The following is a 26,606-nucleotide window of genomic DNA, read 5'->3' as shown; positions in this document are numbered from 1 at the left end:
AGAACATCTTGCAAACACAACAAGTAAAACACTTTACCTTTCTCATTACGCTCATCGCGGCGTTGGGAGGCTTTCTGTTCGGGTTCGATATGGCCGTGGTGAGCGGGATCATCGAGCCGGTCAGGACGCAATATGGCTTGTCGGCGGCAGAAGAGGGACTGTTTGTTTCGTTTGCTTTGCTGGGCTGCATTATAGGGGTTGCATTCTCGGGTTACCTGGCCGATAAAACAGGCAGGAAAAAAGTGCTGTTTGTAGCGGCCCTGCTCTTTTGGGTAAGTGCCATAGGATTTTCATTTTCAAATACTTATGCTATCCTCATTATATTCCGCATCATGGCTGGTGCGGGAGTGGGCGTGGCTTCCAATGTGTCGCCGCTCTACATTTCGGAGATAGCACCCGCGCCGAAACGCGGCGGGCTTGTTACATTCTATCAACTGGCGATCACGATAGGCGTGCTGGCGGCGTACATCAGCAACTTGTTCCTGCACCGGTACTCGCTCGCACATGAGGGCTCGGGAAGCGGCGTTTTGCATTGGCTGTTTGTGGAAGAGGTGTGGCGCGGGATGTTTTTTGTGAGCGTGATCCCGGCGGCGGTATTTTGTGTGTTGCTCGTGACAGTGCCGGAAAGCCCGCGCTGGCTCGCCAAGCACGGCAGAAACGAAGAAGCACTCGGGATCCTGGTGAAAATAAATGGGGAGGATGAGGCTCGCGCCGAATTCGGGGCAATAAAGGAGGCTTTCACCCAAAGAGAAGGGGGCGTCAAAGAACTGATGCAATATCCGTTGCGTGGCTTGCTGGTGATGACCATGGTTCTCACCGCCCTTTCGCAGTTCAGCGGAATCAACGGCGTGGTATTCTACGGCCCGACGATCCTCCGGTCCGCAGGTATCGTGATCGGCGATGTGCTGCTGTACCAGGTAATGCTAGGCCTGGCCAGCATGGTATTCACGTTGATAGCCATCTGGAAGGTCGACACGCTCGGGCGAAGATCGTTGTACCTGATGGGTTCTGCCGGGGCGGCGGTATCGCTTGCATTAACCGGCCTGTGCTTTGCCTATGGCATTAATGGATGGGGTATGCTGGTATGCATCATGCTGTTCCTGCTTTTTTTCGCCTTCTCGCTCGGGCCGTTGAAGTTTGTCATTGCTACGGAAGTATTTCCAAATCATATCAGGGGAACTGCGTTGTCTATCTGCATCATGACGATGTGGGTGTCCGACTGGATTGTAAACCTGCTTTTCCCGGTCATGCGCGACGGGCTGGGCGTGGCTAACACATTTTTCGTTTTCTCTTTCTTCTGCGTGTGCTCGTACGTGTACGCGAAGCGGAAGCTGTTTGAAACGAAAGGAAAGCGGCTGGAAGAAATAGAGCAGTTCCTGAGTTCGGAGACTGTGAAAGGAGAAGTAAAGATTAGTTGATTGTGTAAAAAATTGCAAATGAAAAAGAAGTTCTTGTATCTGGGAGTACTATCCGGCGCCGTTGCTTTTCTGGCGGTTTCCTGTTTCAAAAAGAACGGCGTGTTACAGTCTCAGTCGGGTGGAGAAGCTGTGAGTTATAATTTCGACATCCGGCCCATTTTGTCCGATAAATGTTTCGCATGCCACGGCCCCGATGCCAAAAAGCGGGAGGCTGGCCTCCGGCTTGACATTGCCGAAAGCGCTTATGCAAAGCTGAAAGATGGCAAAGGTGTGGCGATTTTCCCGGGTAAGCCGGAGCAGTCGGAGGTATACCGGAGAATTACATCGCCCGACCCGTCGTATCAAATGCCTACGCCTGAGTCGCACCTGGGTTTGCTGAATGAGCATGAAATAGGGCTGGTGAAAAAATGGATCGAAGAAGGTGCCAAGTATGAGCGGCATTGGGCATTCACTACGCCGGTTTTGCCCGCGGTTCCCGAAGTTTCCCAAGAAGATTGGCCGAAAAACGAAATAGACAATTTCGTTTTGCATAAAATGGAAGGCGCAGGATTGGCACCAAACGATGAAGCGGCTAAAAGCTATTTGTTGAAAAGGGTGGCATTGGATCTGACGGGCCTGCCGCCGACGGTCGAAATGCAGAAGCAGTTCGAAGCCGACCAAAGCGACAATGCCTACGAAAAAGTAGTGGACCAGCTACTGGCGAAAAAGGCCTACGGTGAGAAAATGGCCGTTCATTGGCTGGATGTGGCGCGTTATGCCGATTCGTACGGTTACCAGGACGACGAAGTGCGCACCCAATGGCCGTGGCGCGACTGGCTGATCAATGCATTCAACAAGAATATGAAGTACGACCAGTTCCTGATGTGGCAAATCGCGGGCGATATGCTACCCAATGCGAACAAGGAGCAGATACTGGCCACCGCTTTTTTCAGAAACCATAAATACACGGAAGAGGGCGGCGTGATCCCGGAAGAATACCGGATCGAGTACAATATCGACAAAACAAAAACTTTCAGTACCGGGGTGCTGGGGCTCACCGTCGAATGCGCGCAATGCCACGACCACAAGTATGACCCTATTTCGCAGGAGGATTATTACCGGCTGTTCGCATTTTTCAACAACTCCAAAGAGGTTGGTTTTGAAGGGGATATTTCGCAGACAAAACCTGCCAAGAACCCGATCATGACCATTTCGGATGAGGAGGCGAAGACGTTGCTGTCGTTCATCAACAGGCCGGATACGAGCCGCCTGATGGTATCGGTGCTGGGCGATCTGGATACGCTGCGCCCGACGCATATCCTCAACCGCGGTTCGTATGACGCGCCGGGCAGGGTAGTTACCGCTTCGGCATTACCCGCGGTGATGCGTTTTGATACCCTTAAACTACCCCAAAACCGGTTGGGACTAGCCAAATGGACGACCAGCAAAAGCAATCCGCTCACTGCCCGGGTCTTTATCAATCAGATATGGCAGGAATTTTTCGGAAGAGGCATCGTGAAGAGTACGGGAGATTTTGGCATGCAGGGCGACTTACCTACCAATCCCGCATTGCTCGACTGGCTTGCCGTCGACTTCATGAACCACGGTTGGGACATTAAAAGGCTTGTCAAGCAAATTGTCACTTCGGCGACCTACCGGCAATCCGCCAGGGTTACCGACGAAAAGTTGAAAGCCGATCCCGAAAACATTTACCTCTCTCGCGGCCCGCGCTACCGCCTGCCTGCGGAGCTCGTACGTGATATGGTGCTCTCGACCAGCGGTTTGCTGAATCCCAAAATAGGAGGCCCCAGTGTAAAACCCTACCAACCGAAAGGCTTGTGGGAGGCGGCTACTTCGGGACGCGGTACCCTGCGCACTTACCAGCAGGACAAAGGCGATGCATTGTACCGTAGAGGAATGTACACGTTCATCAAGCTCACCGTGCCGCCGCCGTCAATGATCATTTTCGATGCCAGCAACCGAGACCATTGCGAGGTGAAAAGGTCCAAGACCAATACACCTCTGCAAGCGCTGGTGATGCTGAACGACCCAACCGTGCTCGAAGCCTCGCGTGTGATGGCCGAGCGCCTGGTCGCGAAGTCGACCGACATCGAGGGTAATATCCGTTCGTCGTTTCGGGCGATCGTTTGTCGCCAGCCGACCGATAAGGAAGTAGAACTGCTCAAAAAATATTACAATGAAGAGGCTTCCATGTTCTCGAGACAAAAAGACAATGCCGCCAAAGTCTTGAATGTAGGTGAATTCCCGCACGAGGCAAAAGCCGACAAGGTACATGCAGCAGCATTGATGCGCGTGATCAACACCCTGTACAACATGGAGGAGACGATTACGAAGAGTTGATGCGGCTGTCGGCTTTCGGCAGTCGGCTGTCAACTCTTTTAAAACAGCTAAACAATCGAATGCCGAAAGCTGATTGCCGAAAGCCCCAAAAACAAAGTTTTTAATTAAAAAAAAGGCTGACAGCCGATAGCTGACAGCCGAAAGCCAAATATGGAAAAGCCAATATTCGACTACGGAATAAACACCACACGGAGGCATTTTTTGTCCAAGCTCAGCCTCGGCCTCGGCAGTGCGGCCCTGGGATCGCTGCTCATACCGGACCTTTTCAAAGGCGGCGGCGGTGAGCCGGATGTGAACGAACTGATGGCAGGCCTGCCGCATTTCGCTCCGAAAGCAAAGCGGGTAATCTATTTGTTTCAAAACGGCGCGCCCTCGCAGCTCGATCTGTTCGACTACAAGCCGATGCTCAACAAAATGCACGGGCAGGACCTGCCGGAATCGATCCGGGGCGGGCAACGCCTGACGGGTATGACCGCCAATCAGGCCAAGTTTCCTCTGGCTGGCTCGATTTTCAATTTCAAACAGCACGGAAAGAGCGGTGCCTGGATGAGCGAGTTGCTGCCACACATGGCCGGCATTGCGGACGATCTTTGTATTATCAAAACCCTTAATACCGAAGCTATTAACCACGACCCGGCGTTGACTTTCTTCCAGACCGGCGCACAGGTGGGGAACAGGCCGAGCTTCGGTGCGTGGCTGAGCTACGGGTTGGGCAGCGAAAATCAGAATTTACCGGGTTTCTGCGTGCTGCTTTCACGCGGGAAAGGCAATGGCCAGGGTGTTTATTCCAAACTCTGGACCAACGGCTTCCTGGATTCGGTACACCAGGGCGTGCAGTTCAGCAGCGGGGAAAACCCGGTGTTGTATCTCAATGACCCCGACGGGATGGACCGTACCCAGCGCCGCAAAATGCTCGATAACCTGGCCGAACTGAACCAGGGCACATTCAACGATTTCGGCGATCCGGAAATCACTGCCAAAGTACAGCAGTATGAAATGGCGTTCCGTATGCAGACGGCCGTTCCGGAAATCACCGATATGAGCAAAGAGCCCGAATCGATCGTGAAAATGTATGGTCCGGAATGCCTTGTACCCGGTACTTATGCTGCGAACTGCCTTCTGGCGCGGAAACTTTCTGAACAGGGCGTGCGGTTCGTGCAGCTTTACCACCAGGGATGGGACAGCCACGGTGGGCTGCCGACGGAGATCAAAGGGCAATGTATGGATGTCGATCAGGCTTCGGCTGCATTGGTTACCGATCTCAAACAACGCGGCTTGCTGGACGAAACGCTCGTGATCTGGGGTGGGGAGTTCGGGCGTACTAATTATTGCCAGGGAACGCTCACTAAAGACAACTACGGCCGCGACCACCACCCAAGGGCGTTCACAGTGTGGATGGCCGGCGGAGGTATCAAGCCGGGCATTGTGTACGGCGAGACCGACGAGTTTGGGTACAATATTGTCAAAGACCCGGTCCACGTCCACGATTTTCACGCGACTATTCTCAACCAATTGGGACTGGATCATGAAAAGCTGGTGTACAAGCATCAGGGCCGCCGCTATCGCCTCACGGACGTAGCCGGTAAGTTGGTGAAAGGAATTATTGCGTAAAGTACAAACCTCTAATACAGTGAGTAGAATTTTGTCGTATTGGAAAGGGTACGTCTACAACATTGCCTTCTTCCTGAATGGATTGCTCGTATTTCTGTTGTTCTTCGAAAGCCGGTTCGCCGTTCCGCAATGGATGCAGGCTTTGGGGAGAATGCACCCGCTCGTGCTGCATTTTCCATTGGTGGTACTGATTCTTTACAGCCTATGGGTAATGATTGTGCGGAAGCCGGATTCTCCTGCCTGGAATGAGGGGCTGGCCGACAGCCTGCTGGTTATTGGTACGGTTACTGCTGCGGTGGCTGCATTTTCCGGATTTGTGCTGTCGCACGAGGAAGGTTACGAGTCGGACACATTGCTTTGGCATAAATGGCTGGGCATTGCCATTTCCATTGCGGCGGTGGTTTGGTACGGGATAAGAAAATCCCTGTTGCCGTGGACGGCCGGTGCAAAGGTGGTTGCCGGGGCATTCCTGGTGCTGCTTTTTGTAGGTGGGCACCTGGGCGGAAATCTTACCCACGGTGAGGACTTCCTCATTTCCCCGCTAGGACCGTCGGCCGAACCGGCTCAGCACGTGGCTTTCGAGGAAGCCAAAGTGTACGAGCATCTGGTGAAACCGGTGATCGAGCAGAAATGTCTTTCCTGCCACAATGAAGAGAAATCGAAAGGCGGATTGCAAATGCAGACGGAAGCCCTGCTTAAAAAAGGCGGAAAAGGCGGCATGCTCTGGGACACTACCAAGGCAGACCTGGGCTTGCTGATCAGCCGTCTGCATTTGCCGCTGGATGATAAAAAGCATATGCCGCCGCGCGGTAAGGTGCAATTGACGGAAGAAGAAGTGGTACTGCTCGCGGCCTGGGTCAAAAGCGGTTCGCGCTTCGATCAACTCGTGAGCTCCCTGCCGCCCCAGAACCCCGTGTATTCCTACGCGCAGAATGTGCTGGGCGGGGACCGTACGGAGGAACAATACACATTCAGTGCGGCCTCGGCCGACGAGGTGAAGAAACTCAATACCAACTACCGGCTCATCAAGCCATTGTCCGCAGGATCTCCGGCACTATTCGTGAATTTTTACAACAGGGCGAATTTCAAAAGCCAGGACATCGAAGGCCTGCTGCCATTGAAAGACCAGATCGTTTCCATGGATTTGAGCAAAATGCCCGTAAAAGACGAGGATCTCAAAAACCTCGCCAAATTTCCTGAGCTGCGCAGGCTGATACTGAACTTTACGGACATTACCGGCGGCAACCTGACGGAGCTGAAAAAGCTGGCCAATCTGCGGGAACTTTCGTTGAGCGGTACCGGCATTACCATGGCGCACGTCAAATCGCTCGAAGGTTTCCCGGCGCTTAAAAGGGTTTATCTGTGGAGCACGGGCATTAGCCCGCAAGAGCTGGAAACTTTGAAAAAAGGACAGAAAATTGCATTTGAAACTGGTTTCCGCAGCGATACCCTGGTAATGGCGCTCAACCCGCCGGTAATCGTCAACGAAAAGCAGCTGATAGGCAAGGGGGAAACGGTCGCTATGAAGCACCAGATCGCGGGTACCGTCATCCGCTATACGCTGGATGGCTCCGAGCCCGATAGCGTCAGTTCGCCTGTTTACGACAAGCCTATTGCTATCAACCGAAACTTAAAACTCAAAGCAAGGGCATTCAGGAAAGGGTGGTACGGTAGCACAGAAGTGAGCAAGCTGTTTTTCAAAGAAGGTTTCCACGTCGACAGCGTACAACTGATCACGCCGGTCGACCAGCGGTACCATGCCAAAGGCGCCGCTTCGATCTCCGACGGCAAGGTCGGCGACACCGAGCGGGTGAGCGGCACCTGGCTGGGATATGTCGAGAATGATTTCCAGAGCTATCTGTTCTTCAAAAAGCCGGTGAAAGCCAGTGTGGTGACAGTGAGTACATTGCGGAGCTTCGGAAGCTTTATTTTTGAGCCTACCAGGATTGAAGTATGGGGCGGTGCCGATCCGAAAACCTTGAAGTTATTGAAAGTGATCACCCCGGGCGTGCCGGCGAAAGATATTCCGGGCACGGAGAATATTGTGTATGAAGCCGGATTTGAGCCACAGCAACTGAGCTGCATCAAGCTCGTTGCGAAACCGCTTGCGAAAATACCTGCATGGCACTCGGGCAAAGGCAATAAAGGTTGGCTGTTTGTCGACGAAGTAATCGTAAATTAAAGGCTGTTATGGCATAATCATGCTATTTAGTCCATTAGGTTAATCGGTGATGCATAAGCCCGCAGATCGTTGATTTGCGGGCTTTTATAATAAAAAGGCCCGCAGCTTTTGCCACGGGCCTGATTTGTTAATGTACCGATCGTTTGAGTGTGCAGAATGGCCTGCTGTTTTTACCGTCCAGGTCAGTTTGGAAGAGTTTCCAGGTATCCTTGTCGAGTTCTTCGAGATGGAACTGGTTTGCAGGATCGGCCAGCTGCTTTTTGACCCATCTTGGAAATGCGTCGGCAGCCCGGGCATTTTCCCATGTTCTGATGGCCTTGAAAATCGCATATTTTTCTGTGCAGGCTTCCACATCCTTTTGGTTGATTTGGAGGCTGTAAGTAGAGCCAATGCCCACGGAAATAGCCTGAATATGCTCATACTGCGCCACCGTGGAGCCTGCCTTGATCGGGAAGTTGCCGCCCATGCCGGACGGAAAGAAATTGGCGTAGGTTACATCACGCAGATCTTTTCCCTGGCTGGTACTGCTGCCCCATTCCCGAGTCTCGACATCGTAAAGATTTTTGCCACCACCCACATTCCAGATGCTCTGGTAATGCCACGAGCCTTCTGAAAGCGTAGATCCAGTGAAGCGGATGTACGGCACCCCCAGGGCTTTGGCTTTATCGAACATGTGGTGGAAAAAGCGTTTGACGGAGTAGTAACCGTGGCCGTTGTTGAACAAAAACTCCTGACCATCGAAATCGTAATAGGCCAGGCCGTTTACCTTGCAAAGGGTCGCGTAGTACTCGGCGATCTGATCTTGTAGCTGCATATTGGGGATCAGCCCGTCGTAACCGTAGTTGATCGTCACTTGCAGCTTGTAAATAGTGTCGCCGGCAGCGTGGCTGGCGGTAGCAGTGTTCCAGTAGCCACGCTTCACGTTCAGCAGCCGGTAAGGCGCCTCTTTGGAAACGCCCAGGTAGTGAATGAGCTCCTTACCGATTTTGATCATGTTGAGGTTCTTGCAATGGCCTTCCCAGCTGGCTATTTCATCGAGGTATTGCGGATCGTTGATGAATATCAGTGTATCGGAGGCTCCGATGTTTTTTGTCAGAATGCGTTTTTGCTGGTAGCAAAGGCTGTCGCTCGGAAATGGGCTGGCATCCTGCGTACCGGGTGCGAGGGCGGTGGTAATGGGTGTGCGGCCTATGATAATGCCTAGCCGGGCGGCGATTTCGGACAGTTCCTTGTGCGATTTGTTCCCTGCTGCCATCGTCAGCGGTTTTTTCTCAAAATTCTTTCCATCGATGTACCCTGCATTGCCGCGGTCCGGGCGGATAAAGCCCTGGTCATAGAGGCTGATCGCCTTGAAACCCAATTGATGCGTATAAGGGACGATGCTGTCGTACGTGTTGCCGCTTGTAAGCACGTCGGGCGTGTAGGCGGAAGGGTTCTTGACCCATTTGCCATTGAAAGTAGGGTAGGGCAAGCCTTCGGACAAGACGATATTTTGTATTACATCCAGCAACGCGGTACTATCGGGGCTTCCCCAGAATGCTACGGAGGATCCTACATAATCGATGCCCGGCAGCGGCTGTACGTCCAGGTGGTTGGGAATGTTGGCCTGCATATTCGGGATTAGGGAGAAGAATACGGTCCGTTTGGGAGCCCTGTCCCTCGAATTGTATGCAATGGATATTCTCCCTTGTCGGTCGATCTGCGCGGCGTTGCCATACAGTATCCGGTAATAAGGCTCCTTATGCGCGTAGAATGCCACATCGCTGATACCGTCGCCGCCGATAGGGAACACCTGGCCCTCGTGCAGGTGCGCAGGAAGCGGGAAACGTTTTTTGTCGGGACTGTGGATGATGTACTGGAATGGCGCGGCATCGGCCACGGTTTCGGACGTGCCACCGAGGGTGTTATCATTGAGCGCAAGCATTCCGATGGCGTAGTTGACAGCTTCGCTCGTATCGCGCGCCACGCCGATGATTTCTCCGAAGAGGTTGGTGATATTGGTATGGTAGGAGCCCCATTGCACATTGTCGATACCGTTACGCGGAGTGAGCGATTGCAGCGTCAGTTTGAAGTATTTTTCATGAGGGACCAGCGAAACCGTAGCCACCGAACCATTAGGATAATGCAACGTGACTGCCTGTTTGTTTTGATTAAAAATGGCTTTTATCGGCTGGTAATACTTGTTCTTTTTACTGTCAAACAGGGACAGCAACGGCGACGGCTTGTCGGCAGGGCTGAACTCGCGCTGGTTCGGTTTTCCTGTGACGTTTTTCATACTGGTGATCCATCCCTTATTGTTGATATGGATTTTAAAATAACGGGTATTGAAATCGTGCTGGGCATGGGAATAGGACGCCAGAAGAACGGCAATCAGGCTTAAAATAAGTGTTTTGGAAATCTGAAATCGCATAGCCGGGTAATTATGATTAAACACGCATTCCGAAAGGTAAAACCTTTATAAAAAAGCGATGATGCCTATTCTCTCGAAGTAAGCATCATCGCCCCAGGGACCTGCTTTTATTATTATTCTAACGGATTAAATGTTCCACCCCATTCCGCATTTTGCTTCAACACGGAACTGGCTTCCAGGTTCTTCTGGCTGAGCGGGTAAAACCAGTGGTTCTGATCGAGATTGTACTTGTATTGCGGATCGCCGTCAAGGTTTTCGATGAATACGGCCGTGAATTTTTTGCGAACGGCCGCATTTGAAATGTCATCCGTCCATTCAATTTTTTCTCCATCCTTCAACACAAAATAGATACCCTGACGGAACTTCGTTTGGTTGACCAGGTCAAACCGCTTCCATCTCCGCAGATCGCCCCAGCGCTTGTTCTCGAACGCGAATTCTACAAACCGCTCGCTGATATAAGCCTCCCTGATTTCGGCCTGAGAGGCAGCCGCGATCCCATATTTGCCCGCTGCGCCCGGCGTGATGCCTGCCCGCGCGCGAATGTCCTTCAATACCTGCAATGCTTCATCGGCCTTGCCAGCTTCATTCGCGGCTTCGCCATAGTTCATCAGCACTTCCGCGAACCGTATTTCCACCCAGTCGGTTGCTGCATTGCCGATGACTGTGCTGGTTAGCGTGTTGTCAAGTCCCTTGATCTCGAAGAAGCCCGATACACCCGCACCGATCGTTACAGCCTTCTGGTCACTGGCAAGCGATATGTATTTGAAACCACCGGGAGCACTGGCGTCCGCCGCTTTTCTCCACGCGCTCCAGTACCGCGTGCCGGTAGGAAGGTCGGGTGTAGGGTAAGGTGTTCCGCCGGTGAAGATGGTCGCATAGAACCGGTCGTCGCGGTTGGTCACGAAATCAGTCATGTACTGCTCGTTGTAAGCAGGATCGTTCAGAAGTTTTGCCGGATCAAACTGAATGGGTGAGCCGTCCTTTTTGGGATATGCGTGCAGCAATGGCAGCAGCGGCTGGTTTCGGTTCGCGTCCCCCTGCGTGAGCGGCTGCGGGCGGATGCCAGCCTGGTTGAACGGGTGATCGGGGTAAGAAAATTGATTCACCATAATTACCTCCTTATTTCGCTCCTGTTTCCAAATTTGCCCGTAAGCACCGAGAAGGCCTTTTCCCTGCGCTTTCAGGAAGTCTACGGCCGCTTTGTTGGCTTCATAAGCTTTCTGCCACCGCGACGGGTCGTTCGACGGGTTGAATAGCGGGCTCGCGTACCAGAGCAGCACTTTGCCTTTGAGGGCCATGGCAGCACCCTTGTCAATGCGCCCATAGTTGGCATTATCCCATTGATCGGGCAGGGAGGCGATGGCCGCATCCAGGTCCGCAATGATCTGTGTCACGCATTCCGAGGTTTTGTTGCGGGGGATGAAGAGGCTTTCCTTGTTGGACGGGTCCTGCGGATTCAAAATCAGGGGCACACCTCCGAAAGTGACGACTTTACCGAAGTAATCCCATGCACGCCAGAAAAGCGCCTGGCCCGTCATCTGCTTCTTTTTCTCCTCGGAAAGTACGGTGGGAGATACGGTAGGCAGCTTCGCGAGGAAAAAGTTGATCTTGTCGATATTGGTGTAAACCAGGTCCTGACCATCGGAGGCGACGCTGATGATGCCCCTGAGGTAATTTCCCATCGAACCGGGCGCATTCATGGCTTCGTCGCTGCTGTTGCCATTCACTGGCCACGACGGGATCATATTGCCGTGGATGTCAGTTAGAAATGCGTTGATCAGCTTTTCGTCGTTCCAGACGTTGTCGGGGTTGATGGCGCCGGTGTTGACGTAGTCGAGATCGGGCGTGCAGGCCTGGGGAAGGGCACCCACCGCCAGGCAGAACAATGAGAGTTTTATTATATGTTTACGCATGATGAAATCCTTTTGAAGGGTCAGAATGTGACATTGATACCAAAGTTGAAACTACGCATGACGGGATATGCAAATCCGTTTTCAATTTCAGGATCGTAGTAAGAGAATTTGGTGAGGTTGAACAAATTGGTCCCCGAGAAGTAAAACTTCACACTTGCCAAAGCCTTGTTGTAAAGCCTTGGGGGCACGGTATAGCCTATGGTCAAAGATTTCAACCGGGCAAAACCAGCGTTCCGGTACCAAAATGTCGACGCTGCATTGTAGGTATTAGACTGGGTTGCCGATATCGCTTTGGGCAAGGTGGCATTGGGATTTTGTGCCGTCCAGCTGTCGCTATACCATCCTGAATACAAACGGTTCCACTCTACCCCGCCCGCAAGATCCCGATACGATTTTTGTTGTTTGAGATTCCCGTTGAACATCAGATCAACGCTGATGCCTTTCCAGCTTCCGCCCAGGTTCAACCCATACACAATCGGAAAATTGCTCTTTTTGAGAACCACCCGGTCGTAGGTGTCAATGATCCCGTCTGGGGTACCGGCCGGACCGCTCAGGTCTTTATACACCATCATTCCTAATGCAGGCGTCATTCCATTATCCTTGTAATTGCTATGTTCACTGTTGAATTGATCCAGCTCCGCTTGTGTGCGGATGATCTTGTCAAACTGGTATCCGCGTATGACGGTCAACGAACGGCCAGTCGGAATGTCTATTTGCTGTGCATTTTGAGCATAATCCTGCTTAACGATCCGGTTCCAACCGTATGAAGCGGTCAAATTCCCGTAGTAAGAGAAGGCCTTCTTGGAGCTTGCATAACCCAGGCTGAAATCAAACCCCCGCGCTTTAATCACGCCATAGTTTTCCGGCGGCAAGTTCAGGCTAAATGTTGGAGGAACAGAAACGACCCTCAAACCCAGAATGTCATATGATTTGCGGTTCCAATATTCGAGGGTTGCTGTCCAGTGTTTCAAAAAGTTAATGTCGGCACCCGCATTATAGGTCAATGATTTTTCCCAGGTCAAATTAGGGTTCACGACAGATCCGTAAGTAACGCCGGTAGCAGTTTTTGCATCCGTACCAAAATAGGCGGAAGTTCCTTGTTTGTAAGATTCCTGCCATTGCCAGCCGGTCACGATCGGATCGCCGTTCACATCATTCGCCACATCATTTCCGGTCAGACCGGCAGATAGCCGAAGTTTAAGATTATCAATTCCGGAAGCCTTGGGAAAGAAGTTCTCTTTCGAAACCACCCAGCCCAACGATCCTGCCGGAAAAACACCCCATCTTTTCTCAGGTCCAAAGTTCATAGAGCCGTCTTTACGGAATGAAAAGGCAGCGAGATATTTGCCGTCATAATCGTAATTGAACTGGCCGATGTAAGAAGCCCGCCCGATGGTAAAATCGGTCTTTCCGCCTGCATAATCATCGGCGCGTGCGCTGCTGGCGGCCCACCACTGATCCGTGGTATATACGGGGAATGTTTCACGTCCTGCAAAAATACCGCTTCCGCTGGATTCCGCTTTTTCATAAACGACCAGGCCCTGTACGTGATGAAGGTTGTTGAATGTATTCTCGTAGCTTAATTGCAGATCGACCTGGTAATCCTGCGCCCAGTCTACGTTAGTACGCAGATAATCCTTGGCAATATTTGTGGAAGCTTTGGTGCTCAAAATGTCCGCATCCTTTGTGGAGATAATATGCTTGTTAACAGGGTCGCGCTTCATCACATTCATTAAATAACTCTTCTGAAAGATTTTCTCCCGCTTGTATTCAAAATTTTTGCTAAATGCCACCTTGGCGCTCAGGCCTTTAATCACGGGGATATTGTATGTCGCATTCAATACGATCTGCGGTTTCAGAAAGTTGATTTTGTCGTACCCTCCGTCTCCTTTGACCGTCGCTCCTACGTTGGCAATCCATCCGTAGTCAATCGGTTTTCCGCCGTCTGTAAAAACAGGCTGATCTGGTTGCCAAACGAGCAATTTTCTATACAGGGCCTCCGTGCCCTCCCAGGTTAGAACACCTTGGATGTTATTGCTGAGCCCCAACCCTGCGAAAAACTGTAAATCCTTTGTCGCATCAACTGTGGCGTTGAGGCGGATGTTATATTTATCGTAAGTAAGTGGTTTGAGAAAGCCGTTCTGTTTCACGTAGGATGCACCGGCGTAGTATCTTACCTTTTCGTTGCCACCGTTTACGCTGAGGTTGTGTTGCGAGGTAGAAGGATTGCGCCAAACAGCTTCCAGCTGATCATATCCCCAGCCATTATCGATATTTTTATAATGGTCCAAGTCCGCTTGTGTCCACGCCCAGCCTGCGGGGTCCGTCGTGCCGTTGATGCGGTTGTAAAGCTCGCCCGCCTCTACGGCACTGGTCCGCGATGCATTTTTAGTCCTGGTATCAAACCCGGTATTGAAGGAGTAGTTAAACGAGGGCTTGCCTACTTTACCCCTCCTGGTGGTGATCAGGATGACGCCACCCGCAGAACGCGAACCATAGACGGCAGCCGAAGCCGCATCTTTCAATACAGTGATGGTCTCTATTTCATTCGGACTCAGGTTGTTGAAATCGGCTGATCCGCGTATCACCCCGTCAATCACATAGGTTACCGGTTGGTTATTGGGAGAAGAGCGGGTTCTGATGCTGATCTCCGGATTGGTACCGGGTATCCCGTTAGGCGTTTTGATATTGACACCGGCGAGCCTTCCCGAAAGCAGGTTACCTGCCGATGTTGTGGGCATTGTCTGCATTTCCTCGGTCACATTCATGCTCACCACAGAGCCGGTCATCAACGACTTTTTCTGAGAGCTGTAACCGGTCACCACAAACTCTTCCAGTGATTTAACGTCCGACGCAAGCGTTACATCTATCCGGGTTTTGTTACCCACGGTTTGTTCTTGCGACAAAAAGCCGACGAAAGAAAAGACGAGAATGGCGTCTTTGTCAATGACCTCCACGGAAAACTCACCGCGCTCATCCGTAATCGTCCCACGCTGGGTGCCCTTCACCACTACGCTTACTCCGGGTAGTCCCGCCCCTTTTTCATCGGATACCTTGCCTTTGAGCACGATTTCGGCTGGGACGCCGGCAGTTTGTCCACCCGTGGAGGCGAAGAAAGAAAATTGCCTGAGAGGGCTGTCGGCCGGCTGGTCGGGCGCGTTCGATACCGGTGCCTGCTGGGTTTTCTTATCACCTTTCAACGGTTTGACCACGATATACCCGCCCGTTTTGGACCTGCGGTATTGCAGGCCGAGCGGTTTCAGAATCCGGGACAGGGATTTTTCCGCACTGGCCTGAAAATCCAGCGCACTTAACGGCACTTCGTAGCCTTGTACGACGCTGTCGAAATAGAGGATGTCGACTTTGTAATGGATTTTGAACTCCTGCAATACTGATTTCAGGCTTCTGGTAGACTGCTGGGCCACGAACGGGTGCTGCCGCTGCCCGATGGCGGCCAGCAACTGTGCATGACCGGGGGAACCGGCACTAGCGGCAGCCAGCACAAATAGAAGGGATCGTAACGGTTTTTTCATAGAAAATGGGTTTTAAGCGGGGTAAGAAAAGATTAAGGGGTTGGTGTAGTAGTCAGGGGTTTAGATTAATGACATTAATAGTCGAGCGTAATGACTTTTCCATCCTCCGAGCGGGAATAGGATAATCCGGAATCGTCGGCCAGTATTTCGAAGAGCTCTTCGGCATTCAGTGCGGTGAAAGAGCCGGAGACTGTCTGGGCGGCGAGCGTGGAGTCAGGAATGTGGATTTTCAGACCGAAATTGTCTTCAAACAGATCGCATATGTCACGCAGGCTCTCATTTTCAAACACAAAGCGATGGGCTTTCCAGGCCGAGTAGTTGGCCGGGTTGGTTGTTTTCTTCACGGATGCCTGCCCAGGCGCGTCGAAAGTGACAAGGTCACCGGGCCTCATTACGATCTGATCGGTTTCCGAGCCTTTCAGGTAATGCAGTTTTACCTTTCCTTTGTTCAGCACCACGCGCGAGCGCCTCGGCCGCGCATATACATTGAACTCGGTGCCCAGCACTTCCACATCAAAATTCTTTTCCGTGTGTACGATGAATTTTTGATGGTTCTCCGTGTGCGTAATGGCGAAATCCGCTTCCCCGGTCATGTATACGTCCCGGGTCGTCTTCCCAAAACCGAACCGCGGAACCCGGAGCGTGGAGTTGGCGTTGAGTACCACCTTGCTGCCGTCGGGCAATACCAGCCGCTCGATCTGACCGAAACCGGTGGTGTAAATTTCATAACGCACGTGGTCACGCGCGAACCAGCCACCCGCAAGGAGCAGCAACGTCACCGCCGCTGCGATAAGCCATGATTTTCGTTGCGCCGGTAACCTTTGTAACGGTTGTGCCGCGGCTGGCCCGGCAATGGTTTCCTCAGTCTGCTCGTCTATCCGCGAGAAATGGCGGATAATCGCACCATCGACGTCGGCATTGTACTGGATGTTCTGATTTTCCCATTCCACCAACCAGATGAACAATTGTTCCCTGGCCTGCGGATCGGCGCTCCAACGGTCGATCAGGTCCTTTTCAAATGCCGTCGCATTTCCCGAAAAGTAATTGAAAATCAGTTCTTTGCTTATTGGATCTTTCATGGTTAATTTTTGCGATAATGTGTTCCGATGCCCCGGGAGGCAAGGATTAATTGAATAGGGCGAGCAGCGCGAATAGCCATTTGGCTTTAATAATCCTCCTCAGTTCCTGCATTGCCGTGTACATCTGCGACTCCACAGTCCGGTACGATACGCCCAGCTCCGCCGCGATCTCACTGTATTTTTTGCCCTCATACCGGTGCATGAGATATACCCGGCGCTGCTTTTGCGGAAGCGCGTTGATGGCGTTCTGCACGTCGTTGTACAGATCTTCATATTGGGTGATATGGTCGGGCTGCTGTTCCGGCTGAAGCGTCACATATTCGGCATGTTCCAGCGAGGTATTCCGCTTCATTTCGAGGCGGGTGTAGTCAAAGGCGCTGTACCGCACGGCGGAAAACAGGTAGTTGCGGAAAGATGTTTCCACGGTTGCGAAAACCTTGTCCCTGTGGAATTTGTAGAAAACTTCGGAAACAATATCCTCGGCTATTTCTTTCGACGAGACATACCGCACCACATGGCTGCACAACGGCCGGTAATACCAGCGGAAAAGCAGCTCGATACCCGTATTGGTGTCCGATTCAAATGCCTTTTTCAGCAGCATTTCCGACTCACCAGGAAACTTCGGCCGGCGCGAAAGCCTGTCCGGACCCTGGCCGGGAGGTGCGGGCTGAGCGGGACCATCCTCTTGATGATCAGACAATTCCAAACTATCCATGATTAGCGGTTAAAAGTGCCGACATCAGGCCGGTTCTGGCGGCCTGTTATAGTAATGTCGATCTCACCGCCCGAAACACTTAGAAGAAAAGTAGATTTTTTATTAAATAACTTACAAATGTATAAACATTTAAACAAAGTTTACTTCCAAAGACGCCCAGCTAGGGCATTCGGAGCAAATGCCGATTAATCCTGGTCAGGAAATTAAGTAGTAAGTAAAAGCGGCAGACGCTACCCCTTAAGATTCCTTCCGGCTGATTTCTTCAAAAAGGCGCATGGCAAATAATCCATTTCCGACTGCGCCTCCAGCGCGTAAAGCCGCAGCGATGAAGACGGTTTCCGCAATTTCCTCCCGGTTCGCTCCGGCTTTAATTGCGTTTTCGATGTGCGACTCAATGCAAAAAGAGCACTGGGTTGTCAGCGCAACGGCGATCGACATCAACTCGCGGTACTTGACAGGGATTACGCCGTCTGCACGTTCGGCGGTGTATTTCAAGTTCAGGAATGCCGCCGCCTCCTTTTTAGCGGCATCAATCAGAGTTTGGGTGTAGGCTCTGTCGCCGGGGTTCTGGTATTGATCCATTGGGTTAAGGTGTTGATTGTTAATATCCAGGTGATGTTTGGTTACAATGCCATTAATTTATAAATTTCGTGGATAGCACCTAATTAGTTTGTATTGCTGAATGAGCTTTGATGACAGTTCAACAGTATTCTTCTCAAACTAAGACCACAAAGACCACTCACACTAAGATTCGGAACGAGCATCGGGCCGTGAACACCCATTTCGATCTCCTATTCATAAAATATACAGCAAAGGGACCATTAAGTCCCTGGAAAACCGTGACATATATAGATCAAAGTTTTAGCTATGAGTAAAAAGGTTGATGTCAGCATCGCATTTTATGGTAAACCTTACCAGGCAATTGTTACCATAAAGACATTGATGAAACATAGTGGTGCCCACATTGATAAAATCTATTTTTCAAGGGAAAGAAAGCAGCCTCACAATGATTACATCGGAATTTTCAAAGTCGTTGACTATTTCAGAAATGATCCTGATGTGCAATTGATCGTTCAATATCCCTACCATCATTTGGGATTGGGCGTGATGGATATCGAGCGGGCAAAAGTCGACAAACGTTGGCGGCAGAGCATTATGTACCAATATGCTTTGGAAACCACGGATAAGAAATATCTGTGCATCATGCACAACGACATGCTTTATTCCGGGGATATGATCGGCGACATGCTCAAAGAATTCGAGGCGGGCGGACCCAATTTAGCCGGTGTCGGCTCAATCGGGCAATGCTGGTCTTGCCCCGCCGGTCCCGCGTGGGGAAATAAATGCAATTCGAATATCTACCAGCAGTATGTTCCGTCTGTTGAGGAAGCCCTGGAAATAACGGCAGCCTATGCTACTCCGAGGCAGAAACTTCAGATGGAGGTTATAGAACGGGGGAGGGTTCATATTCTACCGGAATGCCGGTTGAATGAGTATTGCGCGCTGATCGACGTGGACAAGTATCGGCTGGAGACCGTTCCGAACGGGAACATCGGCTGCTATGGAGGGAACTGGGGCGGCGTCGACACCGCCACGGTCTGGTCTCACGACATGTATAAAAAAGGATATGTTTTTAAACATTTGTGTCTGGAGGATTATGCGTTGCATGCGCCATTCGATAAAACCGGAAGCGGCACCCAGGCGAATACCAGCCGGGATATTTACGAGAATGCCGAGCGAAATGCCAAAGCGTACATCGAACAGCATTTTGGAGCGATCAGGCAGACGCCTTATGTTGGTTTAGCGAATTTGTTTGATTCCGTAAAAAGGAACGCGTGGCTGGCGATCATACACACCTATGGTTTTTTTAAACGTGTATTAGGCAAGTAGTAGGCTGCTGTCGCCGCGCAACGGCCGTCTCCGTTGTAAATGAATTTCCACACATTGTCATTCCTGTTGTGCTGCCGCCCCTTCAAACCGGGTTCTGTCCATTGGAACAGGAATTGCTTTCAGCCCACCATTTCGCACCCGGTAAGCTTCTTATTCGGGTGATTTGTGAAATGTAACAATCAAAAGGGGCATCATGGCAAAAAGAAAAGCACAGCAGGACCCGGCAGTCGACCAGCCGGAAAACGACAAGATCAGGGATCTTGAGCAATTCATGGAAGATTCGTCGGGAGCACTGATGAATACGAATACCGGCGTGAAGATCAACGACGATCAGAACTCGCTGAAAGCGGGTGAGCGCGGTGCTTCGCTGCTGGAAGACTTTATTCTCCGCGAAAAAATCACTCATTTCGATCACGAGCGCATTCCCGAACGCGTGGTTCATGCCCGGGGATCGGGCGCGCATGGAGTTTTCAAACTCTACGAACCGCTAGGCGAATACACTAAGGCGCAATTTCTCAACGATACAGCCATTGAAACGCCCGTTTTCGTCCGTTTTTCTACCGTGGCAGGCTCGCGCGGTTCCACCGACCTGGCGCGGGACGTGCGCGGGTTCGCGGTGAAATTTTACACGCAGGAAGGCAATTTCGACCTGGTAGGCAACAATATGCCGATCTTCTTCATCCAGGATGCGATGAAATTTCCCGACCTGGTTCATGCCGTGAAGCCCGAACCCGATAACGAAATACCACAAGCTGCATCGGCGCATGATACGTTTTGGGATTTTATTTCCGTTATGCCCGAATCCACACATATGATCATGTGGCTCATGAGCGACCGGGCGATCCCGCGCAGCTACCGCATGATGGAGGGCTTCGGGGTGCACACGTTCAGGCTGGTGAATGCGGAAGGCAAGAGCAGTTTCGTGAAATTTCACTGGAAACCGCTGCTCGGCGTGCATTCGGTAGCCTGGGACGAAGCTCAAAACATTTCGGGTAAGGATCCGGATTTTCACCGCCGGGACCTATGGGATGCGATCGAAAGCGGTAATTTCCCCGAATGGGAGCTGGGTTTGCAGATTGTACCGGAAGAAGACGAGTTTAAATTCGATTTCGATTTGCTCGATCCAACCAAAATTATCCCCGAAGAGCTCGTGCCGGTGCGCAGGGTAGGCAAGTTGACGCTGAACCGTAACCCGGAGAACTTTTTTGCAGAAACCGAGCAAGCGGCTTTCCATATCGGGCATGTTGTTCCAGGCATCGACTTCACCAACGACCCGCTCTTGCAGGGGCGACTTTTTTCTTACACCGATACGCAACTGATCCGTTTGGGCGGCCCTAACTTCCAGGAAATCCCGATTAACCGCCCGATCGTGCCTGTGCACAACAACCAGCGCGACGGCTTTATGCGGCAGACGATCAACCGCGGCAAGGTAAGTTACGGTCCCAACTCGATCGGGGATAATTTCCCGGTGCAGGCCAAAATTTCCGAAGGCGGGTTCGGTTCGTATCCCGAGCGCATCGATGCACGCAAGGTGCGGGCGCGAAGCAAGAGTTTTCTGGACCATTTCAGCCAGGCGAAACTGTTTTTCAACAGCCAGTCCGAACCGGAGAAAAACCATATCATCGATGCATTCAGTTTCGAGCTGGGCAAGGTGCAATCCAATGCGGTGAGGCAACGGATGCTCGGGATATTGTCGATGGTGGACAAAAAGCTGGCAGGTGCAGTAGCGTTCGCGCTCCGCCTGGCCGTGCCGGAAAATCCTGAGCAACCTGTGAACAGAAGCGTTCCGGCCGACGCCGATCCCGCCGACTACGAACCCGTGGTGAAAGAGCCATCCGTGGCGGTGTCGCCTGCACTGAGTATGACAACGAGTCCGAAGAACAGTATTAAAACGCGCAAAATCGCATTTCTCGCGGCTGACGGTGTCGACGGGAAGTCTTTAAACACCGTTAAAACCGCGCTGGAAAAAGCCGGCGCTATCGTGGAAGTGATTGCACCACGGCAGAATTTCATCCTTTCTGAAACGGAGGAGGAAATACCTGTAAATCACAGTTTGCTCACCGCGGCTTCGGTATTTTACGATGGGGTGTATGTACCGGGTGGTACCAACAGCGTCGCTACCATTGCGGCAGACGCGGATGCTGTGCATTTCCTGAATGAGGCATTCAAACATTGTAAGGCGATTGCGGCGGACTCCTCTGCGATGCCGGTGATCGAATCCACTTATTTCGCAAAGCAAATCCCGGCCGAATATACCGACGAGTCGGTGCTGCTGGACGGGATAGTGATTGGAGATAAGCCTTCAAAGCTCGCTGATTGGTTTATTTTGGCGCTGGCGCAGCACCGCTTCTGGAAACGCGAGAAACCAAGAAGAATTCCTGCTTGATAAGGATCGGAACCAAGATGTACTTAAAAAGCGGCTGCACATTACGCAGCCGCTTTTTTATGCTTCCTGACCCAGCAAAAGAGTCGCTTCCTGATTGCCCTGCTGAATGGCGATGTCGTAGGCCGTTAGTCCCCGTGAATCCGGAATAAGCGGGTCGGCACCGCTTTCGAGCAACAGGCGCATCACCTCGTTTCGCCCGAAAAGCACCGCAAACATCAGCGCTGTACCACCATTGCCATGTTGCCTGTCGAGGTCGGCGCCGTGCATGAGCAACAAGCGGGCAATATCGGGATAGCCTTTGAATGCAACGCCCATCAAGGCTGTGTTTCCGCCGAAGTCGGCCGCATTGACATCCGCGCCGTGGCGCAGCAGCAACGCGGCCGCGTCGTAACGATTGTTATAACAGGCGATAATGAGCGGCGTATAGCCTTTTTCGTCCTGGACATTTACATCCGCCCCGCGGTCGATCAGTTCCGTCAGCACGGCCGTCTCTCCCAGACGCGCCGCGTGCAATGTGATTCCGGTTATGTTCTCCACGCGGTTAGGGCTGCTCCACCGGTTTTTGTTGCTCATTCATCTGATGCGCGACCACGCTGTCGGGCGTGAGATTGCTCATAGCGATCTGCATTTTGTTTTTCAGACCGGAGACTACTTTGTCCTTGCCTTCCATCAATGCCTCGTAACCATCCCGGGCCACTTCAGCGGGATCGGCCAGATTATCCTCGTCCTGAACGGCCTTGCTGTCCTGCATATCGGCTTTGTTGAAGAAGTCGGTGTCGGTAACGCCGGGCATAAGCGCCGTGAGCGTGACACCGGTATCTTTCACTTCTTCCCGGACAGCCTCGGTGAACGAAAGTACAAATGCCTTCGTGGCATGGTAAACTGCCTGCCATGGTCCCGGTAGTTTGCTGGCAATGGACGCGAGGTTCAAAATTTTGCCCGACTTTCGGGCTGTCATATCTGTTAAAAAGCACTTGGTGAGTACTACCAGTGAGGAGATGTTCAGGTCGATGATCCCCAATTCCCGGTCGATGTCAGTTTTATCAAATTTACCATAAACACCCTGGCCTGCGTTGTTGACCAGCACCTCTATCTCAATGCCGCGCTGTTTGATATCGGCATAGAGCCCGAAGGCCTGTTCCCGGTCAAAGAGATCTTTGGGAATAGGCAGCACCTCTACACCGAAAGCCCGTAACTGCGAGCTGGTTTCATCCAGTTCGGCAATATCCCGGGCCGTTATGACAAGATTGTAGCCGTCGCGGGCGAAGAGTTTGGCAAGTTCAAGTCCTATACCACTCGTTGCCCCGGTAATCAGGGCATATTTTCCATTGTTTTCCATAATGTCGTGTATTTGAATGAAAGGCTGTTTCCAGGTAAAAACCATGCCCGAAGGTTGGAAGGGAGATCGGGCTGTCTTAGCCTGCGTAAACATGGCGTTCTTCCAGCAGCATCAGCATCGAGTTCAATACCACATCGAAATTCTGGCAGGCATTCCAGTTGATGGTCTTGTGTAAAGCTTTGTTCAACGGTCCCCAGCGTTCGGGTTCACCATCCATGCTGATCACGATACTCGGCGTACCGGTTGCCGCAGCGATATGCGATACGCCGGTGCAGTTGCTGATCAGCAATGCCGATTCCCGGATCAGCTGCCCGATTTCGCCGGGACCTGTCCGACCCGTAAGATCGAGTGCCGGATAGTCCATCGCCTCGATGACCTGCCGGGTGATATCGGCTTCACCGGCCGTACCGGTAACCACTACCTGGTAGTTCATCCCTGCGCATTCGTCGGCCAGGCAGGCGAAATGCGATGGCGGCCACTGGCGCCACGCACCACGCGAGCCTGGATGTACACACACATAATGCCCTTCTTCGAGCATCGGATTCTGGGCATGAAAACGGGCCGCTTCTGTCTCCGTAACCGGATATTCGAGATGGGTGCCGATCGCCGGAATACCGAGGTGCTTCATCAGCCGCAAATGCCGCTCGATTTCCGAAATGCCGGTGGGATATTCAAGAAATCGGTCAGGGTCACGATAATTCCCTTCGCTATGGAACCCTGCCACCGGACCGACCCGCAGGTTTTCTAGCATCTGGTTAACGATGCTGCCGTTGCCCTGCATTTGCAGGATCAAATCAAAGGGGTTCCCGCGCATGATGTGCCCGAACTGCTCCCATTTGTCGGGGTCGAATGGCTGTTCCGGAAGTCCCTCGTAACCCGGAAAATGGATAAAACCATCCAGGTAGGCCGAAAAGCGTTCGCAGAAAGACTTGGCCCAGGGCAGTCCGAGCAACGTAATTTCGGCTTCGGGATAGGCGTGGCGCAATGCCCGCAGCGCAGGTACGGAACATAACATGTCGCCGAGTTGCAATGCTCTGAAAACGGCAATGCGGTGAGTGGTTTGGGGTGGAAATGTCATAGGAAAAAGACTTTGTATCGCAGTGCCCCGCGAATGGTCCAGTAAACAGACAGGTAAGGAATGGCCATGGAGGTAACCATCATTTCCACACGGTGCGAAAACGAAGGATCGGTTCCATTGAGACGTTTGGCAACAAAATACAGCAGTGCTCCGGCCCAGACCAGTAGCGCCAATCCGCCCACAGCCGGTGAGTCCAGCGCAAAACCAAGCACGGCAACAATGCTAGCCAGGATGATCACATAGTAGTTCCACACCGGGCCGCTGGCAATTCTGCTCCGGTACAGCTCCGGGTGTTTTTTGAAAAGCAATGCATTGAACATGCTTTTACGCTGCTCGGCAATGCTTACTCCCCAGGAAGTCTTCCGGACCGGGTGGCAAACCACGGCGTCGGACACATGGAAGATCGGGACCTGGGCGGTCAGGAGCTTGAACTGTAAATCGGAATCCTCCCGCCAGGCCGTGGGAAATGCCTCGTCGAAACCGCCTGTCAGTTCAAGAGCGCCTCTGCTGCAAGCGCAGTTGGCCGTAATGAACTCCGCAGTGGATAAGTAAGCAACATTTTTCTCGTAATCGGTCGGACAATCGCGCACGGGCACCGTCACGCGGCCGGTGAAGGCAACGTACCGCTGGTCGTGGAAGCGATAGGCACGCCAGTAGGCTACAAGCCAGTCGTTGTCGGGGATGCAATCGTCATCGGTGAAAACGACGAGGTCACCCGCCGTTCTGCGCCAACCGTAGTTTCGCGCGGCCGCCGGGCCGCTTCGGGCGGATAAACTGTGAAATGTAATGCAGAAGTCGGGGTATTCGCTGGCAAAAGATTGCACCACGGCTTCTGTCTGCGGATCCGGGCCGTCGGAGACAACCACTACTTCAAAAAAACATCCGGGATAATCCTGCCGGCATAGCGCCGTCAGGCATCTATATAAAAGTTCAGGGCGTTTGAATGTCGGTATGACCACGCTCATGCTGGCTGTTATCATTGTTTTTCGAGAATAAATGAGTTGATGATCAAGGCGTCAAATGGCGATGTCCAGAAACACTCGATGGCGTCCCTGGGTGAGCACACGATCGGCTCACCGCGTGTGTTGAATGAGGTGTTCACCAGCACCGGAACGCCGGTGAGTGCCTTGAATTCGTTGATCAGGTCGTAATAGAGCGGATGCTGGTCGCGGTTGATGGTCTGCACGCGGGCGGTGCCATCGGTATGGCGCACTGCCGGGATGCGGTCGGCCTTGTCGTCTTTTACCGGGTAAACAAAAAGCATGAATGGCGATACTCCGGCATCTTCAAACCACTCGGGGGCATCTTCTTCGAGCACGACGGGTGCTACCGGTCTGAAATCCTCCCGGTCTTTGATATCATTGAGCCGCGCCTGCATATCGGGATGGATCGGCGAGGCGAGGATGGAGCGCGCACCGAGCGACCGCGGCCCGAATTCCATCCGCCCCTGGTACCAGGCAATGATCTTGTCCTCGGCCAGGATCGCCGCCGTTTCCTTCGCGACGTTCGTCAGCCGTTTGTAAGGCATTTTGGCCCAAAGCATAAATTTCTCGATTTCCTCATCAGAATAGTCGGGGCCCCAGTACACATGTTCCATCGGTGCGGTGTAGCGCGGCCCTTCTTCGCGGGTGTTTAGGCGCACGTCCAACCATTGAGCTGCTCCCAATGCGGTACCGGCGTCCCCGGCGGCGGGTTGTACCCATACATTCTGAAACGGCCCTCGGTCACGGATCACCGCATTCATGACGCAGTTCAGCGCGACGCCCCCCGCCATGCAGAGGTTTTGGGCACCGGTTTGCTCGTAAAGCCATTGCGCCAGCTTTAAAACCGTTTCCTCCAATGCTTTTTGCAGCGAGTGCGCAATATCATAGTGCAGTTGCCCGAAAGGGTCATCTTTTCGGCGCCCTGGTCCCCACCATTGCTCAGGATCAAAATCGTCGATGGTGTATTGACCGTTGTCTCCTACGTGGATCACCGACCGAAAATCTTCCAGGTACACCGGCCGCCCATAGGAAGCCAGTGCCATGACCTTGTACTCGTCAGATGAATGCAGAAAGCCCAGGTAAGTGGTTATTTTTTCATACAACATCCCCAGCGAATGCGGCATATCCACCGAATCGATCTGGACCAGCGAGTTGTCCTTGCCGATAAAATAGCCCGTGGTTGCCTGTTCGCCCCGGCCATCGAGCGTGAGCACGGCGGCTTCATTGAAGGGCGAAGGGAAAAATGCGCTGGCTGCATGGGCCACGTGGTGGTTGACATACTCCCATTTACCGGCAATGTCGCCGCCGTTGGCCAGCCGTTTCTGCAAATGGTGGGGATAGCCGTCGCGCAGTTGCTCCGGCGCTTTGCGGATGTAGTTGAGGAAAAGCGTGTCCCAATCCTGATACACATCCGGCGCAGCCAACACATCGGCGCCGTCGTCGAATGCGCTTTTATAGACCGATGATTCGGTAATGCTTTCCGGATCAAATGAATAGGCGATGCGGTCCACGTCCTGTAAGGTAATGCCCGCGGTTTTCAGGCAGTAGTCGATGGCGTGGAAGGGCAGTTCCCAGGTGGAGAATGGTACCGGGCGTTTGCCATGTTTGATATGGGTAAAACGCTCTTCTTCTGCGGCAGCGATGATCTTTCCGTCTTTCACCAGCGCGGCGGCGGTATCATGAAACGCTGCATTAATTCCAAGAATATACATAGGCAGGTCTTTGGTTT

The 26,606-nt window shown here is 52.4% G+C and carries 17 protein-coding genes; 6 read left to right on the top strand and 11 right to left on the bottom strand.

Annotated elements, in window-relative coordinates; translation table 11 throughout:
- Window positions 1-8: 8 nt before the first annotated feature.
- From ACQ4MZ_RS22730 to ACQ4MZ_RS22715, 4 genes are all read left to right on the top strand, one after another.
- The gene (locus ACQ4MZ_RS22730; protein ID WP_430848814.1) at window positions 9-1,418 is read left to right on the top strand and encodes a sugar porter family MFS transporter; all 1,410 of its coding nucleotides are present in this window, start codon (window positions 9-11) and stop codon (window positions 1,416-1,418) included.
- Between the two features lie 18 nt (window positions 1,419-1,436).
- Complete coding sequence (locus ACQ4MZ_RS22725) at window positions 1,437-3,758, top strand: PSD1 and planctomycete cytochrome C domain-containing protein (protein WP_430848812.1); 2,322 nt, start codon at window positions 1,437-1,439, stop codon at window positions 3,756-3,758.
- Window positions 3,759-3,908: 150 nt separating this feature from the next.
- Entirely contained in the window at window positions 3,909-5,369 is a 1,461-nt protein-coding gene (locus ACQ4MZ_RS22720) for a DUF1501 domain-containing protein (RefSeq protein WP_430848810.1), read from the top strand.
- Window positions 5,370-5,388: 19 nt separating this feature from the next.
- Complete coding sequence (locus ACQ4MZ_RS22715; RefSeq protein ID WP_430848808.1) at window positions 5,389-7,551, top strand: FN3 associated domain-containing protein; 2,163 nt, start codon at window positions 5,389-5,391, stop codon at window positions 7,549-7,551.
- A 127-nt stretch (window positions 7,552-7,678) separates the two neighbouring features.
- On the opposite strand, the gene ACQ4MZ_RS22710 is transcribed toward ACQ4MZ_RS22715, so the two are convergent.
- From ACQ4MZ_RS22710 to ACQ4MZ_RS22685, 6 genes are all read right to left on the bottom strand, one after another.
- On the bottom strand, window positions 7,679-9,961 hold the full coding sequence (locus tag ACQ4MZ_RS22710; RefSeq protein WP_430848806.1) for a hypothetical protein: 2,283 nt from the start codon (window positions 9,959-9,961) through the stop codon (window positions 7,679-7,681).
- Between the two features lie 113 nt (window positions 9,962-10,074).
- Complete coding sequence (locus ACQ4MZ_RS22705) at window positions 10,075-11,874, bottom strand: RagB/SusD family nutrient uptake outer membrane protein (RefSeq protein WP_430848804.1); 1,800 nt, start codon at window positions 11,872-11,874, stop codon at window positions 10,075-10,077.
- 20 nt (window positions 11,875-11,894) lie between these two features.
- Window positions 11,895-15,407: a SusC/RagA family TonB-linked outer membrane protein gene (locus ACQ4MZ_RS22700; protein ID WP_430848802.1), complete on the bottom strand. Its 3,513-nt coding sequence runs from the start codon at window positions 15,405-15,407 to the stop codon at window positions 11,895-11,897.
- Window positions 15,408-15,481: 74 nt separating this feature from the next.
- Window positions 15,482-16,486 (bottom strand): FecR family protein, encoded by a 1,005-nt coding sequence (locus ACQ4MZ_RS22695; protein ID WP_430848800.1) that lies wholly within the window; start codon window positions 16,484-16,486, stop codon window positions 15,482-15,484.
- A gap of 46 nt (window positions 16,487-16,532) precedes the next feature.
- On the bottom strand, window positions 16,533-17,201 hold the full coding sequence (locus ACQ4MZ_RS22690) for a sigma-70 family RNA polymerase sigma factor (RefSeq protein WP_430848798.1): 669 nt from the start codon (window positions 17,199-17,201) through the stop codon (window positions 16,533-16,535).
- A gap of 237 nt (window positions 17,202-17,438) precedes the next feature.
- Window positions 17,439-17,783, bottom strand: coding sequence for a carboxymuconolactone decarboxylase family protein (locus ACQ4MZ_RS22685; RefSeq protein ID WP_430848796.1), 345 nt, complete (start codon window positions 17,781-17,783; stop codon window positions 17,439-17,441).
- A gap of 285 nt (window positions 17,784-18,068) precedes the next feature.
- Between ACQ4MZ_RS22685 and ACQ4MZ_RS22680 the strand changes: the two genes are divergently transcribed.
- Window positions 18,069-19,091: a hypothetical protein gene (locus ACQ4MZ_RS22680; RefSeq protein ID WP_430848794.1), complete on the top strand. Its 1,023-nt coding sequence runs from the start codon at window positions 18,069-18,071 to the stop codon at window positions 19,089-19,091.
- A gap of 193 nt (window positions 19,092-19,284) precedes the next feature.
- Window positions 19,285-21,477 carry a catalase gene (locus ACQ4MZ_RS22675; RefSeq protein WP_430848793.1) on the top strand — a complete coding sequence of 731 codons (2,193 nt, stop codon included), beginning with the start codon at window positions 19,285-19,287 and terminating at the stop codon, window positions 21,475-21,477.
- Window positions 21,478-21,534: 57 nt separating this feature from the next.
- Here ACQ4MZ_RS22675 and ACQ4MZ_RS22670 read toward each other — a convergent pair whose 3' ends face one another.
- The 5 genes from ACQ4MZ_RS22670 to ACQ4MZ_RS22650 form a co-directional block, all read right to left on the bottom strand.
- Complete coding sequence (locus ACQ4MZ_RS22670) at window positions 21,535-22,050, bottom strand: ankyrin repeat domain-containing protein (protein ID WP_430848791.1); 516 nt, start codon at window positions 22,048-22,050, stop codon at window positions 21,535-21,537.
- Entirely contained in the window at window positions 22,019-22,816 is a 798-nt protein-coding gene (locus tag ACQ4MZ_RS22665; RefSeq protein ID WP_430848789.1) for an SDR family NAD(P)-dependent oxidoreductase, read from the bottom strand. Before ACQ4MZ_RS22665 ends, ACQ4MZ_RS22670 begins: the two co-directional genes overlap by 32 nt.
- 76 nt (window positions 22,817-22,892) lie before the next feature.
- Window positions 22,893-23,894 carry a glycosyltransferase family 9 protein gene (locus ACQ4MZ_RS22660; RefSeq protein ID WP_430848787.1) on the bottom strand — a complete coding sequence of 334 codons (1,002 nt, stop codon included), beginning with the start codon at window positions 23,892-23,894 and terminating at the stop codon, window positions 22,893-22,895.
- A complete protein-coding gene (locus ACQ4MZ_RS22655; RefSeq protein ID WP_430848785.1) occupies window positions 23,891-24,874 on the bottom strand; it encodes a glycosyltransferase in 984 nt (327 codons plus the stop codon). Before ACQ4MZ_RS22655 ends, ACQ4MZ_RS22660 begins: the two co-directional genes overlap by 4 nt.
- The gene (locus ACQ4MZ_RS22650) at window positions 24,871-26,589 is read right to left on the bottom strand and encodes a carbamoyltransferase family protein (RefSeq protein WP_430848783.1); all 1,719 of its coding nucleotides are present in this window, start codon (window positions 26,587-26,589) and stop codon (window positions 24,871-24,873) included. Before ACQ4MZ_RS22650 ends, ACQ4MZ_RS22655 begins: the two co-directional genes overlap by 4 nt.
- Window positions 26,590-26,606: the final 17 nt, after the last annotated feature.

It is taken from the genome of Dyadobacter sp. BHUBP1, assembly GCF_050587785.1.
Classification (GTDB): Bacteria; Bacteroidota; Bacteroidia; order Cytophagales; family Spirosomataceae; genus Dyadobacter.
Note: the sequence above shows the minus strand (reverse complement) of the source record. Positions and strands in the feature narration are given on the sequence as shown.